The sequence below is a fragment of the Pseudarthrobacter sp. NPDC058362 genome (genome assembly GCF_042723515.1).
Classification (GTDB): Bacteria; Actinomycetota; Actinomycetes; order Actinomycetales; family Micrococcaceae; genus Arthrobacter.
The window spans coordinates 265336-279811 of the sequence record NZ_JBHXIW010000003.1 but is presented as its reverse complement, the minus strand read 5'-3'; the positions used below and the strand labels follow the sequence as shown (position 1 = coordinate 279811).

13 protein-coding genes are annotated in these 14476 nt (G+C 66.3%); 10 read left to right on the top strand and 3 right to left on the bottom strand.

The features are described 5' to 3' along the window. The gene (locus ACFWIX_RS08875; protein ID WP_377215758.1) at nt 1-339 is read right to left on the bottom strand and encodes a CU044_2847 family protein; all 339 of its coding nucleotides are present in this window, start codon (nt 337-339) and stop codon (nt 1-3) included. A 15-nt stretch (nt 340-354) separates the two neighbouring features. Beyond that, nucleotides 355-711: an SPW repeat protein gene (locus ACFWIX_RS08870; protein ID WP_377215757.1), complete on the bottom strand. Its 357-nt coding sequence runs from the start codon at nt 709-711 to the stop codon at nt 355-357. Between the two features lie 234 nt (nt 712-945). Between ACFWIX_RS08870 and ACFWIX_RS08865 the strand changes: the two genes are divergently transcribed. From ACFWIX_RS08865 to ACFWIX_RS08820, 10 genes are all read left to right on the top strand, one after another. Continuing rightward, nucleotides 946-1368: an Hsp20/alpha crystallin family protein gene (locus ACFWIX_RS08865; protein WP_377215756.1), complete on the top strand. Its 423-nt coding sequence runs from the start codon at nt 946-948 to the stop codon at nt 1366-1368. A 114-nt stretch (nt 1369-1482) separates the two neighbouring features. After that, nucleotides 1483-2229 (top strand): glucose 1-dehydrogenase, encoded by a 747-nt coding sequence (locus tag ACFWIX_RS08860; RefSeq protein ID WP_377215755.1) that lies wholly within the window; start codon nt 1483-1485, stop codon nt 2227-2229. Between the two features lie 12 nt (nt 2230-2241). Continuing rightward, nucleotides 2242-4041 (top strand): acetate--CoA ligase, encoded by a 1800-nt coding sequence (acsA, locus tag ACFWIX_RS08855; RefSeq protein ID WP_377215754.1) that lies wholly within the window; start codon nt 2242-2244, stop codon nt 4039-4041. Further along, nucleotides 4038-5048 carry a pyruvate dehydrogenase (acetyl-transferring) E1 component subunit alpha gene (gene pdhA, locus ACFWIX_RS08850; RefSeq protein WP_377215753.1) on the top strand — a complete coding sequence of 337 codons (1011 nt, stop codon included), beginning with the start codon at nt 4038-4040 and terminating at the stop codon, nt 5046-5048. Before acsA ends, pdhA begins: the two co-directional genes overlap by 4 nt. 2 nt (nt 5049-5050) lie before the next feature. Next, nucleotides 5051-6031, top strand: coding sequence for an alpha-ketoacid dehydrogenase subunit beta (locus ACFWIX_RS08845; RefSeq protein WP_377215752.1), 981 nt, complete (start codon nt 5051-5053; stop codon nt 6029-6031). Continuing rightward, nucleotides 6024-7355, top strand: a complete 1332-nt coding sequence (locus ACFWIX_RS08840; RefSeq protein WP_377215751.1) for a 2-oxo acid dehydrogenase subunit E2 — start codon at nt 6024-6026, stop codon at nt 7353-7355. Before ACFWIX_RS08845 ends, ACFWIX_RS08840 begins: the two co-directional genes overlap by 8 nt. Further along, nucleotides 7352-7594 (top strand): acyl carrier protein, encoded by a 243-nt coding sequence (locus ACFWIX_RS08835; protein ID WP_377215750.1) that lies wholly within the window; start codon nt 7352-7354, stop codon nt 7592-7594. The genes ACFWIX_RS08840 and ACFWIX_RS08835 overlap by 4 nt, the downstream gene beginning before the upstream one ends. A 122-nt stretch (nt 7595-7716) precedes the next feature. Next, entirely contained in the window at nt 7717-9252 is a 1536-nt protein-coding gene (locus tag ACFWIX_RS08830) for an alkaline phosphatase D family protein (protein WP_377215749.1), read from the top strand. 2 nt (nt 9253-9254) lie between these two features. After that, on the top strand, nt 9255-10922 hold the full coding sequence (locus ACFWIX_RS08825; RefSeq protein WP_377215748.1) for a phosphodiester glycosidase family protein: 1668 nt from the start codon (nt 9255-9257) through the stop codon (nt 10920-10922). Nucleotides 10923-10963: 41 nt separating this feature from the next. Then, the gene (locus tag ACFWIX_RS08820; RefSeq protein ID WP_377215747.1) at nt 10964-12049 is read left to right on the top strand and encodes a glycerophosphodiester phosphodiesterase; all 1086 of its coding nucleotides are present in this window, start codon (nt 10964-10966) and stop codon (nt 12047-12049) included. Nucleotides 12050-12097: 48 nt separating this feature from the next. On the opposite strand, the gene ACFWIX_RS08815 is transcribed toward ACFWIX_RS08820, so the two are convergent. Continuing rightward, nucleotides 12098-14062 (bottom strand): heavy metal translocating P-type ATPase, encoded by a 1965-nt coding sequence (locus tag ACFWIX_RS08815; RefSeq protein WP_377215746.1) that lies wholly within the window; start codon nt 14060-14062, stop codon nt 12098-12100. Nucleotides 14063-14476 lie beyond the last annotated feature (414 nt).

Genomic DNA, 14476 nt, shown 5'->3' with positions numbered 1-14476 from the left:
TCAGGGGGTCTCTTCCCCGTGCGGTGAAGCCGCCTCGGGAGTCCACCACATGCGAAGGACGAAATGGGCGTCGGCAGTGCTTTTGGCAATCATCGCCCCGGCGTCCCCGACCAGTTTCACGCCGAATTCGATTTCCACCTGCTCAGGGGTGAGTTCCGCCATGGCCTCCAGCGCGGCATGGGCGGCGGGGCGGACACTGGCGAGGGCATCCTCCAGCCGCCTGCCCGTGTCCAGGATCCCCTGTTCGTTGCGGGCCGGATGGTCCACGCCGTAGCTGTTGTCCTCAGCCTCGACAAGGATGGTCCCGGAGCCCACTTCGTACCGCAACACCTCAGTCATGGCGGGCTGCCTCCTCTAGTGGGACATGCGCATGTTGTGGTGGGCCGCGGTGCTTGGCCGGATGGCGGCCGCTGTAACCGCCATGGCCACAGCCCCTGCGATCCATGACGTCCAGGCTGCCCCCGTTGCGGAGGCGTAAGACCCCAGCCATGGCGAAAGGACAAGGGCGGCGGCCAGGACGGCCTGCACATATTCCATCGCCGGCGTTCCGGGCATGGCCAGGTTTACGATGCCGCTGACGGCCAAGAGCCCGCCCAGGACAAGCATGAGCGTGGCGGACATGCCTTCCTGCCGGGTGAAAAGGACCGCGGCGGCCGTGAAGAGTCCGGCGGCGACGGCCACATAGTCCTGCCACCGATACCACTTTTTCATTGATAATCCCCTTCCTTGGGGCACGGGCACGCCCTGTGCGTTCCCGTGCGCGGGCGGTCGGGCCCGCGATTCAAGTCAACGCTTCGGCCGGTACGGTCAACAGGGCAGAAAGACCTGTTCCCGTCCCGGCCCGCGAAGGGGACTTTTGGCTCTGGATCCCATGGCCTGGACGGCGGATTGTGGAAGTGCCGGACGGTTACGCGCGTCCGGTCCAATCCTGACAGGAGGCATGACATGACTGACCTGATGAAGTGGTTCGACACCCGTCACTCTCCCCTGGACGTGCTCGAGCGGCTCTTTGACAGCGAACTGGGGAGTTCGGCAATCCGGGTGGAGGAGGTCATCGACGGAAACACGGTGGTGGTGCGGGCTGAACTGCCGGGCATCGACCCTGACAAGGACGTCGATGTGGCAGTGTCCCAGGGCACCCTGGTGATCAAGGCGAAGCGGGAAGAAAAAAAGGAACACAAGGACAAGGACACGTACCGTTCGGAATTCCGGTACGGCTCTTTCGTTCGCCGGATTCCGCTGCCTGACGGCGTAGACGACAGCCAGGTGACGGCTTCGTACAAGGACGGCGTCCTTGAGGTCCGCGCCCCCCTGCCGGAACAGGAAAAGCAGCCAGCGTCATCAAAGATTCCCATCAGCAGGAGCTAAGGCCGACTGGTCCGCCGGCCGCCGGCCATTCATAACCGGGCCGGAACCGGCGGTGGCGGCGGCCACCCCAGCCCGCCGGGTCCTGGCCAGCCCACGACAAAAAAGGAGTACGCCATGGAACGCGTCATCGACAAAGTAGCACTGGTCACCGGAGGAGCCCGCGGTATCGGAGCCGCTGTGGCGACTCGGCTGCACGGAGAAGGCGCCCGTGTGGTCATCGCCGATGTGCTGGACGAAGAGGGGAAGGAAGTTGCCGGGCGGCTGGGATCCGGGGCGCTCTACGTCCATTTGGACGTTACAAGCCCTCAGGACTGGGAAAACGCGGTCAAGGCAGCGGTGGGCACCTTTGGCGGCCTGAATACCTTGGTGAACAACGCCGGAATAGTGAATTTTGCGTCGATTGAGGACTACACGATCGAGCAGTGGAACGCCGTGATCGGAATTAACCTGACCGGCGTCTTTAACGGGATCAAGGCTGCCATACCGGCACTGAAGGAAGGGAAAGGCGCCTCCATCGTGAACGTCTCCTCGATAGCCGGTCTTCGCGGATACGAGCAGATCCCCGGGTACACCGCTTCCAAATTCGGAGTGCGGGGCCTGACCAAGAGCGCAGCCCTGGATCTGGGGCACTATGGGATCAGGGTCAATTCGATTCACCCGGGGGTGATTTCCACGCCGATGACTGCCGGCTTGGCCACCGACATGAGCCACGTGGCGCTGGGCCGGGTCGGCCATCCCGGCGAGGTAGCCGCCCTGGTGCTCTACCTGGCCTCCGACGAAGCCTCCTTCATCACCGGAGCCGAGTTCGTGATCGATGGCGGTGACACGGCAGGCACCGTCACACCCCGAACGGAGGGCTAGGAAGCCGTGGAGATGACCGGCCAGCAACACGACGATCGGCGAAAGAATGCCGGCGTCTTGAAGGTTCAGCCGTATCTTGCGGACTACGAGGCAACGCGCAAGACCTTCTCATGGGACCAGGCCAGGCGCGGACTGTCCGGCTTGCCCGGAGGCCGTGGCCTCAACATCGCGTACGAAGCGGCTGACCGCCATGCCATCGGGCCCCAGGGCAGGAAGGAAGCATTGCGCTTCATCCGGGCCGACGGCAGCACCTACTCACTGACGTACTCGGAACTGGCCTTCCAAAGCAGCAGGTTTGCTTCTGTCCTCCGCGGCCTTGGCGTACAGGCGGGAGCCCGGGTCTTCACGCTTCCAACCCGGTGCCCCGGGCTTTACATTGCCATGCTGGGCACCTTTAAGAACGCGGGCGTCGTCTGTCCGCTCTTCTCGGCATTCGGGCCGGACCCCATACGCCAGCGGCTGCAACTGGGGACCGGGCAGGTCCTGGTCACCACCAAGGCCCTGTACCGGAAAAAGGTGGCGCCGGTACGGGCGGACCTGCCGGACCTCCGCTACATACTGTTGACCGACGCCGATGGGGCGCCGGAGCCCGGCACCCTGGACCTCGAGGCGCTTATGGCATCGGCGGCCCCTGCGGCCGGGATCGCGCCGACGCAGCCTGAGGACGTGGCCCTGCTGCACTTCACGAGCGGAACCACCGGAACCCCCAAAGGCGCGATCCATGTCCACGAAGCTGTGGTGGCGCACTATGCCACCGGTCGGTTCGTGCTGGACCTCCACACCGATGATGTCTACTGGTGCACCGCCGACCCGGGATGGGTGACGGGCACCTCTTACGGCGTCATCGCCCCGTTGGTGCAGGGAGTCACCGTGGTCGTGGATGAAGAGGAAATGGACGTCGACCGCTGGTACCGGATTCTCGCCGACCAGAAAGTGACCATCTGGTACACGGCCCCCACGGCACTGCGAATGCTTATGAAAGCCGGTGCGGAGCGGGCAGCGGGGTACGGCTTCCCGGCACTGCGGCTCATCGCCAGCGTCGGCGAGCCGCTGAATCCTGAAGCCATCGTTTGGGCACAGAAGGTGTTGGGACTGCCGGTTCATGACAACTGGTGGCAAACGGAAACCGGCGGCATCATGATCGCAAACTACCCCTCAATGCCGATACGGCCCGGCTCCATGGGAAGACCGATGCCAGGCATCGAAGCCGCCCTGGTGGCGCGGGATTCCGAAGGCAAACCCGTCATCGAGGAGGGCGAAGTGAAACTCATTACCAGGCCGGACACCATGGGTGAACTCGCGCTCCGTCCGGGCTGGCCGTCCATGTTCCGCGGCTACCTCAATGACGAGGAGCGCTACCGCCGCTGCTTCGCCGGCGGCTGGTATCTCACCGGGGATTTGGCCAAGCGCGATAAGGACGGCTACTTCTGGTTCGTGGGCCGTGGAGATGACCTCATTAAGTCTTCAGGCCACTTAATCGGTCCCTTTGAAGTGGAGAGCTGCCTCCTGGAGCACCCGGCGGTCGCCGAAGCCGGGGTTATCGGAATTCCTGATCCGGTGGCAGGCGAAGTTGTGAAGGCCTTTATAGAACTGAAGGCAGGCAACCAGCCGTCGGATGACCTCCGCCTCGAAATCATCGGGTTCGCCCGGAAGCGGCTCGGCGCTGCTGTCGCTCCGCGGCTGCTCGACTTCACCACGGGCCTGCCCAGGACCCGCAGCGGAAAAATACTGCGCCGGCTCCTGAAGGCACGCGAGCTGGGGCTGCCGGAAGGAGACTTATCAACGTTGGAGCAAGGGAGCCGAAGGCCATGAACTCCCTTCGTGAGCCGGGCGTCCCGGACCCGCAGCACGCGCTCCATCTGCTGCGGCAGATGCTGCGGGTACGGCGCCTTGAGGAAAAGTGCATCGAGCTCTACAGCGCCGCCAAGATCCGCGGATTCCTGCATGTCTACATCGGCGAAGAGGCAGTGGCGGCCGGCGTCCTGGAAACGCTCGCAGCCGGGGACGCAGTGGTGGCCACGTACCGGGAACACGGGCATGCGCTGCTCCGGGGCGTATCCGCCGGCGCCATCCTCGCTGAAATGTACGGGCATGCGGAAGGTTGCTGCCGAGGTCGGGGCGGCTCCATGCACCTCTTCGACGCCGCCACCCGTTTCTACGGCGGAAATGCGATTGTGGCCGGAGGACTGCCGCTCGCCGTCGGGCTGGCACTCGCCGACAAGATGTCCGGGCGGCGACGGGTAACCGCCTGCTTCTTTGGTGAGGGTGCGGTAGCCGAAGGCGAGTTCCACGAAAGCCTGAACCTTGCAGCGCTGTGGCAGCTTCCCGTGCTGTTCTGCTGCGAGAACAATCTTTACGCCATGGGCACCGCGTTGGTTCGGTCTGAATCGCAAACGGACATGGCGCTTAAGGCTGCCGGCTACGAGGTCCCGGCCTGGTCGGTGGACGGCATGGACGTGTTGGCAGTCCAGGAAGCTGCCCGCCGTGCCGTGGATGCGGTGCGGTCAGGCGGCGGCCCGCATTTCCTGGAACTTCGCACGTATCGGTTCCGGGCGCACTCCATGTTCGATCCCGAGTTGTACCGGGAGAAGGCAGAGGTGGCGCGATGGATGGAGCGGGATCCCATCCAGCTGCTCAAGACTGCGATGGAGGCCGCTGGCCAGCTCCCCGAGGAGGAGTGGACGACGCTGCAGGCCGACGTCGATGCCGAGGTTGGTACCGCCGTCGAATTCGCCGAAGCGGGCACCCTTGAACCCGTGGAGGACCTGGAACGTTTCGTCTACAGCGAGCGCAGCGCAGCCGGGGAAAGCGGGGCCTGAGGATGAAGACCACCTACAGGGAAGCGGTCCGTGCAGCCTTACGTGAGGCGCTGCAGCGTGACGACCGGGTTTTCCTCATGGGCGAGGACGTGGGCCGCTACGGCGGCAGCTTTGCTGTCAGCCTGGGCCTGCTGGAAGAGTTCGGGCCCGAACGCATACGCGACACGCCGCTGTCAGAGTCCGGGTTCGTGGGCGCCGGCATCGGCGCGGCGCTGGGCGGAATGCGTCCCGTCGTCGAAATCATGACGGTCAACTTCAGTCTGCTGGCGCTGGACCAAATCATTAACAATGCCGCCACGCTGCTGCACATGTCCGGCGGACAGTTCAACGTCCCGCTGGTCGTTCGGATGACCACCGGCGCGGGAAGGCAACTGGGGGCGCAGCATTCGCACAGCCTGGAGGGCTGGTACGCACACATTCCAGGGCTGCGCATCCTGGCTCCGGCGACCCTCGAGGACGCCCGTGGAATGCTTTGGACGGCCCTCGAGGACCCGGACCCGGTCCTGATCTTCGAGCACGGCTCGCTGTATAACGTCGCCGGCGATTTGCCCGACGGCGCAGGGCCGGTAAACATCGGCAAGGCTGCGGTCCGGCGCCCGGGAACCGCAGTTACCCTCATCACCTACGGCGGCACCCTGCCCGCCGTCCTCGATGCTGCAGACCAACTGGCCCTGGAAGGAACGGACGCCGAGGTTATTGACCTGCGGACGTTGCGTCCGCTCGACGAGGTGACGATCCTCGGCAGCGTCGAGAAGACCCACCGCGCGGTGGTCGTCGACGAAGGCTGGCGCAGCGGCAGCCTCTCCGCGGAAATCAGTGCCAGGATCGGCGAGCACGCCTTCTATGCCCTCGATGCCCCCGTGGAACGGGTGTGTACCGTGGAAGCGCCTGTCCCGTATGCGAAGCATCTCGAGGTGGCTGCGCTGCCTGCCGTGGACCGGATCGCCGCTGCCGTCCGCAAGGTGGTGGGAACCCATGGCTGATTTCCGGATGCCGTCCCTTGGTGCAGACATGGAGCACGGCAAAGTGGTGGAGTGGCTGGTGCAACCCGGCGACTACATCCACAAGGGCGATCTGGTGGCCGTGGTGGACACCGACAAGACCGTGATGGACATCGAGTCCTTCGACGAGGGCGTGGTGGCCGAGTTCCTGGTGGATATCGGCGACACCGTGGAAGTGGGCACGCCGATCGCCCGGATAACCGCCACCCCGGCTGAAGTCCCGCCACCCCCGTCAGGGTTGCCCGCTCCCGGCGCCGGGAAGCCGGCCGCCCACCCCGTCCACGGGGACCGGCGTGGCGGAACGGGTGCCACGTTACCTCCGCCCATGCGCCATTTGGCTCATACGCTGGGGGTCGACGTCGGCCGCATCAGCGGCAGCGGCGAGAACGGCGAGGTGACGAGGGCCGACGTCGAACGCGCCGCGTCCGCCCACGTCACCGGGGCGCCGCACGGCGAAGCCCCCGGGCCTCTTCCGCCGGCAAGGGTCCCTGCTGCTGCAGGAGCACATCGCGTGCGTTCCTCGCCGCTGGCACGGCGGTTGGCGGAGCAGCTTGGCGTCAACCTGCAGGCACTGACGGGCACCGGGCCGGACGGCGCCGTGAAGGAAGCTGATGTCCGGCGCGCCGCCGGTGCCGGCGGGAAAGCGCAAACACTCCGGAACGCCATTGGCGCACTGATGTCCCGCTCAAAGACCGAAATTCCGCACTACTACCTCTCAACCACACTGGATCTGGCGGCGGCCATGGCGTGGATGCAGTCGGCCAACCGGCAGCGTGCGCTTACCTCGCGGCTGGTCCCGTCCGCCCTGCTGCTGAAAGCAGCAGCGCTGGCGGCCAGGGAGGTGCCGGAGATGAACGGCTTCTATACCGACGGCGCCTTCCGCCCCAGCAGCGATGTCCATCTCGGCGTCGCTGTTGCGCTCCGGAATGGCGGACTGGTTGCCCCCGCCCTGCGGAATGCGGACACGCTGGCGCTCGATGACTTGATGGAACAGTTGCGGAACCTCGTGGAACGGGCCCGGGCCGGACGGCTCCAGCGTGCGGAAATGGCCGACCCAACCATCACAGTTACGAACCTGGGCGATCTCGGCGTGGAAAGCGTATACGGCATCATCTATCCCCCGCAGGTGGCCATGGTCGGTTTCGGCAGGGTGGTGGAGCAGCCCTGGGCGAACGGGGGCATGCTCGGCATCCGCCACGCAGCCACCGCTACCCTTTCCGCCGATCACCGCGTGAGCAACGGGCTGCGCGGCGGCCGCTTTCTTGCCCGTATTGACGAATTGCTGCAGACCCCGGAGGAGCTATGACCCAGCAGGAAGCACGAACCGCAGTCCAGTCGGCTCTCAGCCAGGTAGCGCCCGACGTCGGGCCCGGCGACCTCGCAGCCGGTGCTCGGCTGCGACAGGACCTCGAATTGGATTCGCTCGATTTTCTCCGCCTGATCGAGACGGTGGCCCGGGACACAGGAGTCGACATACCGGAACAGGATTATCCTTCGGTCGCTACCGTCGGCGGGCTGGTGGATTACATCGCAGCGCACGGCTAGCACTGCGCCCCGGGGACTAACCCACCGGTAACGTTCCCACGGCGTTAACGGCGGATTCACGTTTTGCTTCACTCCGCTTGCCTGAATGAACGGGTCCAATCCCCGGCCCCTCAGGAGACACTGTGTCCCGTTCACTCACCACGTCACGGCGAGGCTTCCTCGCATCAACGGGCGGTGCCGTCGCGGCAGCGGCCATCTACGGCTTTTCGGCAGCCCCGGCCTGGGCTGATCCGCGCTTCCCGAGCAACCCGTTTACGCTCGGAGTCGCCTCCGGCGATCCCACTCCGGACGGCGTTGTGCTGTGGACGCGGCTGGCCCCTGAACCGCAGGCAGCGGACGGGATGGGTGGCATGCCCCCGTACAAGATCCAGGTGACGTGGCAGGTGGCCACGGACCCGGATTTCCGTACCGTGGTCAAGGCGGGCAGCGAGCAGGCAACACCGGAGCTTGCCCACTCGGTGCACGCAGAGGTCGGTGGTCTGCTGCCTTCGAGGGACTACTGGTACCGCTTCCTCGTGGGCACCGAAGAAAGCCCGGTGGGACACACGCGCACGGCACCGGCAGCGGGTACGGACCCCAGCCGGCTGACGTTCGCCCTGGCTTCCTGCCAGGCCTGGGCCGGAGGCCGCTACGCAGCGTACCGCACCATGGCCGAAGAGGATCTCGACCTCGTAGTCCACGTGGGCGACTACATCTACGAGGGCCGAAACCACGAGTCCCTGGCCGACTTCCGCAACAACCATGCCAAGTACAAGAGTTCAGTGGACCTGCAGGCGGCACACGCGGCCTTTCCCTTCGTGGTCACGTTCGATGACCACGAAGTGGAGAACAACTGGGCCAACGGCATCTCCCAGCCGGACAATGAGGCGTCCAACGACCCGGAACGTTTCCGTCAGTTGCGGGCCAACGCGTTCCAGGCCTACTACGAGCACCTCCCGCTGCGCCGGCCGCAGCGGCCCACCGGCCCGGACATGGTCCTTTACCGCGGCCTGGACTACGGCAACCTGGCCCGGTTCCACGTTCTGGACACCCGGCAGTACCGCTCCGACCAGCTGACGGAAAACTTTCCCGGCGGTCCGCAGCACCCTGACGTGTACGACCCGTCCCGGACCCTGATGGGTGACGCACAGGAACAGTGGCTGTTCCAGGGCCTGGCCTCCTCACCCGCCCGCTGGAACGTCATCGCCCAGCAGACCATGATGGCGCAGTACGACTACGACCCCGGGGAAACTCTCTCGGTCAACCATGACCAGTGGGACGGCTACGTGGTCTCGCGCAACCGCCTGACCAACTTCATTGCGCAGCAGCGCCCTGCAAACCCTGTTGTCCTCACCGGGGACTGGCATTCGGCATTTGTCAATGACGTCCTGCAGGATCACGCCGATCCGGCCTCGCAAGTGGTCGCCACGGAATTTGTCGGGACATCCATCAGTTCGGGATGCGGCTGGGCCCAGGCCATCAAGAACGGTCTGCCGGCAAACCCGCACACCCGCTACATCAACCCCGACAAGCGCGGCTGGACACGCTGCACGGTGACGCCGGAGGAGTTCCGCAGCGACTACCTCGTTGTGCCGTCCGCCGCGGACACGGCCGCCCCCGCCGCCGTCGATGCCTCTTTCACAGTCCGGAACGGCGTCGCGGGCGCGGAAAGGATCTGAGCATGCCCGCCTTCAAACTCTCATTCCGCCGGACAGCCGCCGCCGCGCTGGCCCTCGGACTTCCCGCTGCCTCCCTCGCCGTGTCAGCCGGTCCGTCCACCGCCGCACAGCAGGCCCCTGCGGCTGACACGGCAGTGCCAGTGGCGTCCCGGGCCCTTGACCTTGGGGCGGCGGACCTGCCGGAGCAACGCGCTGTCAGCACACTGGCGCCCGGCCTCACGCTGACGTCCATCACCCGCGGCGCGGCCGCGGAAAACCTGTACTGGACGGCGGAAGTGGCTATCCCGTCCGCGTCCCTCGATCCGGATGCGCCGCCGTCGGCCCTTTCCTCTGAAGCGCAGGCCCGTGCGGTGGCCGCGAGGCTCCTGGCAGCCGGGATTCCCGCGCGCGTAGAACACGTCCAGTCCCCACAGCTTGCCGATGCCGGCGGTGACCTCGGCTACCGCGTGCGCGCCGGGCAGTTCGCAGCCAAAGCCGACGGCTCCCCCACTGTCGCCCGGATCAAGGACGCGGGATTCGCCTCCTCCGTGATCTACACCGGCTGGGACGGAGATGAGGGCACCAGCGAAAATACGCGCGGACCCTGGAAGCTGAAAGTCCTCACCATCGATCCGAAGATTTTCCGGGGCGAGCTCACCTCTTCCTTCGGCCCCAATCTCCAGGACCGGGAAACCACAAGCCAACTGTCCTCCGCTGCGGGTGCGCTCGCGGCCGTCAACGGCGGCTACTTCGTACTGGACCCCGGGGCGGGCGCCCCCGGCGATCCTGCCGGCACCGCGGTCCGGGACGGCAAGGTGCTCAGCGAGCCTGTTGGTGACCGCCCTTCCCTGGTCATCGGGAACAGGAACGAGAGCTCCATCCAGCGCCTGCAGTGGGACGGCTCGGTTGCTGCTGCCGGAAAAGCGGCGAAGCTGGCCCTGGACGGCATCAACCGGGTGCCCGGGCTGATCCGCAACTGCGGCGGCGCCGATGACACCCCGACATCGCTGCCCCTACACGACGTCACCTGCACCGATACCGACGAAATCACTACCTTCACGCCCGAGTTCGGTCCCGCAACCCCGTCAGGGCCCGGTGTGGAGGTTGTCCTGGACGCGAAGGGAACCGTCACCGCCGTCAACAACGTTCGCGGTACGGCAGTCCCGGCCGGTGGACGCACCATCCAGGCCATCGGAGCGGACGCCCCACGGCTTGCCGGCCTGGCCGGGACAGGTTCCCGACTGACCGTGGAAACCGGCCTCGTCGGAAGCGACGGCAAGCCCCTCGAGCAGGGCGCCTCCGATGTGGTCAACGGCGGTCCGATGCTCGTCGAAAACGGCACCGCCCGGGTGACCGCTGCCCGGGACGGCATGGTCCGTGCCGGCGACAGCAACAGCTTCTACTACGGCTGGGTGCACAAGCGGAACCCCCGCACCATCGCCGGCATTGATGCCCAGGGCCGCACCCTGCTGGTGACCGCAGACGGACGGCAAACCGCATCCCTGGGCCTGAGCATTAAGGAAGCGGCGGACGTTGCCCGCTCGCTGGGCATGGTCGACGCCATCAACCTCGACGGCGGCGGGTCCACCACCATGGTCAGCGGCGGCAAGGTAGTGAACTCAACCTCCGACGCAGCCGGCGAACGCCCCGTGGGCGATGCGCTGCTCCTTCTCCCCGGCCGCAAGCCCTGAAGTTTTTCCATCCCCAACCAACAAACTGGAGAACACCAACCATGAAGTACACCAAGCTGCTGACCGCGGCTGCCATGACCGCCGGCCTGGCCCTGGGAACATCCCTCCCGGCCCAGGCGGCGGACACCAACCCCAACGGCACTGCCAACCACTTCGACCTGCAGGCCCACCGCGGCGGGCTGGGCCTTACCGTCGAATCCACCCTGGCGTCCTTTGCCAAGGGCCTCGAGACCGGGGTGAGCACCCTCGAGCTTGACCTGCAGATCACCAAGGATGGCCGCGAAGTCGTCACCCACGACCGCAAAATCAACGGCCTGAAGTGCCAGGACACGGCGCCGGTCACCCCCGGAGATCCGATGTACCCGTACGCGGGCAAGTACATCAAGGACCTGACCTTCGAGCAGGTCCGCAGCATGGACTGCGGCTCCCAGACCCTTGCCAACTACCCCGGGCAGCAGGCTTCCCCCGGGGCCAAAATGCCGACGCTCGCCGAAGTATTCGACCTCACCAAGCGCTACCGCGCCAGCCAGGTGAAGTTCAACATCGAAACCAAGGTCGAAGCCGGAGCGCCCGAGCAGACCGCGCCGCGCGAACAGTTCGTGGACATTGTCCTGCGCGAAATCAAGGCCGCCCACATGGAGGAGCGAGTCTCCATCCAAAGCTTCGACTGGGGTGCGCTGCGGCTCGTCCAGGAACGCGATCCCGGCATCCGGACCGTCGCCCTGACCAACAAGGACTTCCTGCAGGCCGGCCAGCCGGGCTCCTCCCCTTGGCTCGGCGGCATCGACTCCGACGACTTCGGCGGGGACCTGGTGGAAGCAGCAGCATTCCTCGGATTCGACGCCATCTCGCCTGTCCACGGCACGCCGCAGAACGGCAAGGTCACGGACGAGGGATACGTCCCCTATGTAACCGCGGACATGGTGGCGCGTGCGCACGCCAAGAGAATGCAGGTGGTTCCGTGGACCATCAATGACAAGCCGACGATGCGCGCCCTGATGGACGCCGGCGTGGACGGCCTGATCACGGACTACCCGGACCGCCTTCGTGAGGTCATGGCGGAGCGCTCGCTGAAGCTGCCCATGCAGTACACGCTGCAGCCCGGCGCAGCCCCCGCGGCGAACTGACCTGATTCGCGAGGCCCCCGTTCCGGTACTTCCGGGGCGGGGGTCTCTTCAGGCTCCGCGTCCTTCCGGACCAGGCTCGGTCCGGGGGCTGCGGAGCGCCCGCAGCCCGTTCAGGATCGTGGCGAGGTCCACCAGTTCCTGCAGCAATGCTCCCGTGACCGCCGGGATGAACCCCGTCATGGCCACGGCCATCAACCCCACGCTCAGCCCGATGCCGGTCCAGATACTCACGAGCGCCACGTTAACAGTGCGTTTCCCGATGGCGACAGCAAGTGCCACCTTGGACAGGTCGTCAAGCATGATGACGACGTCGGCGGACTCGCTCGCTGCCGTGGCGCCTTTGGCTCCCATGGCGATTCCGACGTCGGCAGCGGCAAGTACGGGGGCGTCATTGACGCCGTCGCCCACCATCATGACCGGACGCGCGCTCACCGTGGCGACGGTGCGCACCTTGTCCTCGGGGAGGCAGTCCGCCTGGACGCTCGTGATTCCTGCCTCCCGCGCGATGTGGGCGGCGGTCCCCGCGGCATCTCCGGTCAGGAGCATGGTGTTGCCAAGGCCCAGCCGGCGCAGCCTGGCGAGGGTCTGTTGCGCTTCGGCGCGCAGGGGATCCCTCATGATGAGCGCGCCTGCGTAGGTGCCGTTGATGGCGACGTAGATGGCGAGCTGGCCGCTTTCCAGGACCGGTTCCCGGAAGCCGGACGACGAACTGCGGACCAGGCCGGCCTTGCCCACGACCACCATGGTGCCGTCGCACACCGCTTCGACGCCCTGGGTGGCATGCTCTTTGGCCTGCGTCACGGGAAGAAGGGGAAGACCGGACGCTGCTGCCGCCCGGATCACCGACGATGCCAGCACGTGGGAGGAATATTGCTCCGCTGAGGCGGCCAGTTGGAGAATGCTGTCGGCATCCGGGGCGTCCTGCCCGACGGTCTCGATCTTGTCCAGTACAGGGCGGCCGGTGGTGAGCGTCCCGGTCTTGTCAAAGACCGCGGTCCGGGCCTTCGCCAGCTGTTCCAGGGTGCCGGTGTTCTTGATGATGATCCCACGGTGGGCCGCCTGGCTGGTGCCAGCGAGGAACGCGACCGGCGCCGCGATGAGGAGCGGGCAGGGTGTTGCCACCACCAGTACCTGGGCAAATCGGACGGGATCGCCTGACAGCCACCAGGCGGTTGCTGCCATGGCGATCGCGAGCACAGTGAACGGCACGGCGTAGCGGTCCGCCAGCCGGACAACGGGTGCGCGGCTGGATGAGGCATCCTTGACCAGGGCAATGATGCGGCTGTACTGGGAGTCCGCAGCGGCGGCGGTGGCCCGCATCCGGAGGGCCGATTCACCGTTGACTGAGCCGCTGAGCAGGAGGTCCCCGGCAGTGTGGTCCACGGGCAGGCTCTCCCCCGTCAACGATGATTCGTCCATGCTGGCCGCAGCGGACAGGAGCTCGCCGTCCACCGGGACCAGCTCCGAGGGGCGCACGACCAGGATGTCGCCCGGCACCACAGCTGCGACGGAAATGTCCTCCAGAGCGGTGCCGTCCGACTCGCGGTGCGCCGAACGCGGTGCGCGGTCCAGCAACGACCTGAGCTCGCGGACTGCGCGGCCCTGGGCGAAGCTTTCCAATGCCTCGCCGCCGGACAACATGAGGATCACCACCAGCGATGCCAGGTACTCCCCCACCCACACCGTGCTGGCCACAGCCATCAGTGCCAGCACGTCGATGCCCCACCTGCCGCCGTGCAGCGAGCGCACCATCGATATGGCACGCAGCAAGCCGACGACGGCGGCGTAAGCGGAGGCGCCCAGCCTCGCCTGCTGCTCCAGGCCAGTCAGCAGCAGGACGCCGGTGGCCGCGAGCACCACGCAGGTGAGTACCACCAGGGGGTACCGGCGGACCGGACCGGGCAGGCTGCGCAGCCACTCCGGAGTCCGCGTTGTGGCCTCCGGGCCGTGTCGTTCGAGATTGTCCGAGGTAGCCGGATCTTTCCCGGGGAGGACAGGGTTGCCGGGCGTCATCCCGCTGCCTCCGCGGCGCTCCGGCCAGACATGCGACCAGCCGGTGTTGTTAAAGGCTTGCGTTGGCGCATATGACTGAACATATGGTCGCCGCGGCGGCGGGGCTAGGGCATTTCGGCCCGAGCCTCTTCCCGGGCAGCGAAGCGCCGCCGTCTAAAACACAACTCCTCTGACGGGGGTGGCCCCGTGCCCGACGTGGGAATCGAACTGCATCCCGGCCTTTGCAGACATGGAGAACCCGCGGAAACATGTGGAATGAGGAGCAGTTCGGCGGGCTTTACGGGGCGGTCCCAGACAGGTTGCCCTGAGAGAGTGTGCCGCGTATCGGAGACGAAGGAAAGGCGCGTCCTGCTTCAGATGGTTGGCCGGCATTTGTCTCGCGAAAGGCTCCCGTAGTGTGCAGGCGGACCGAGG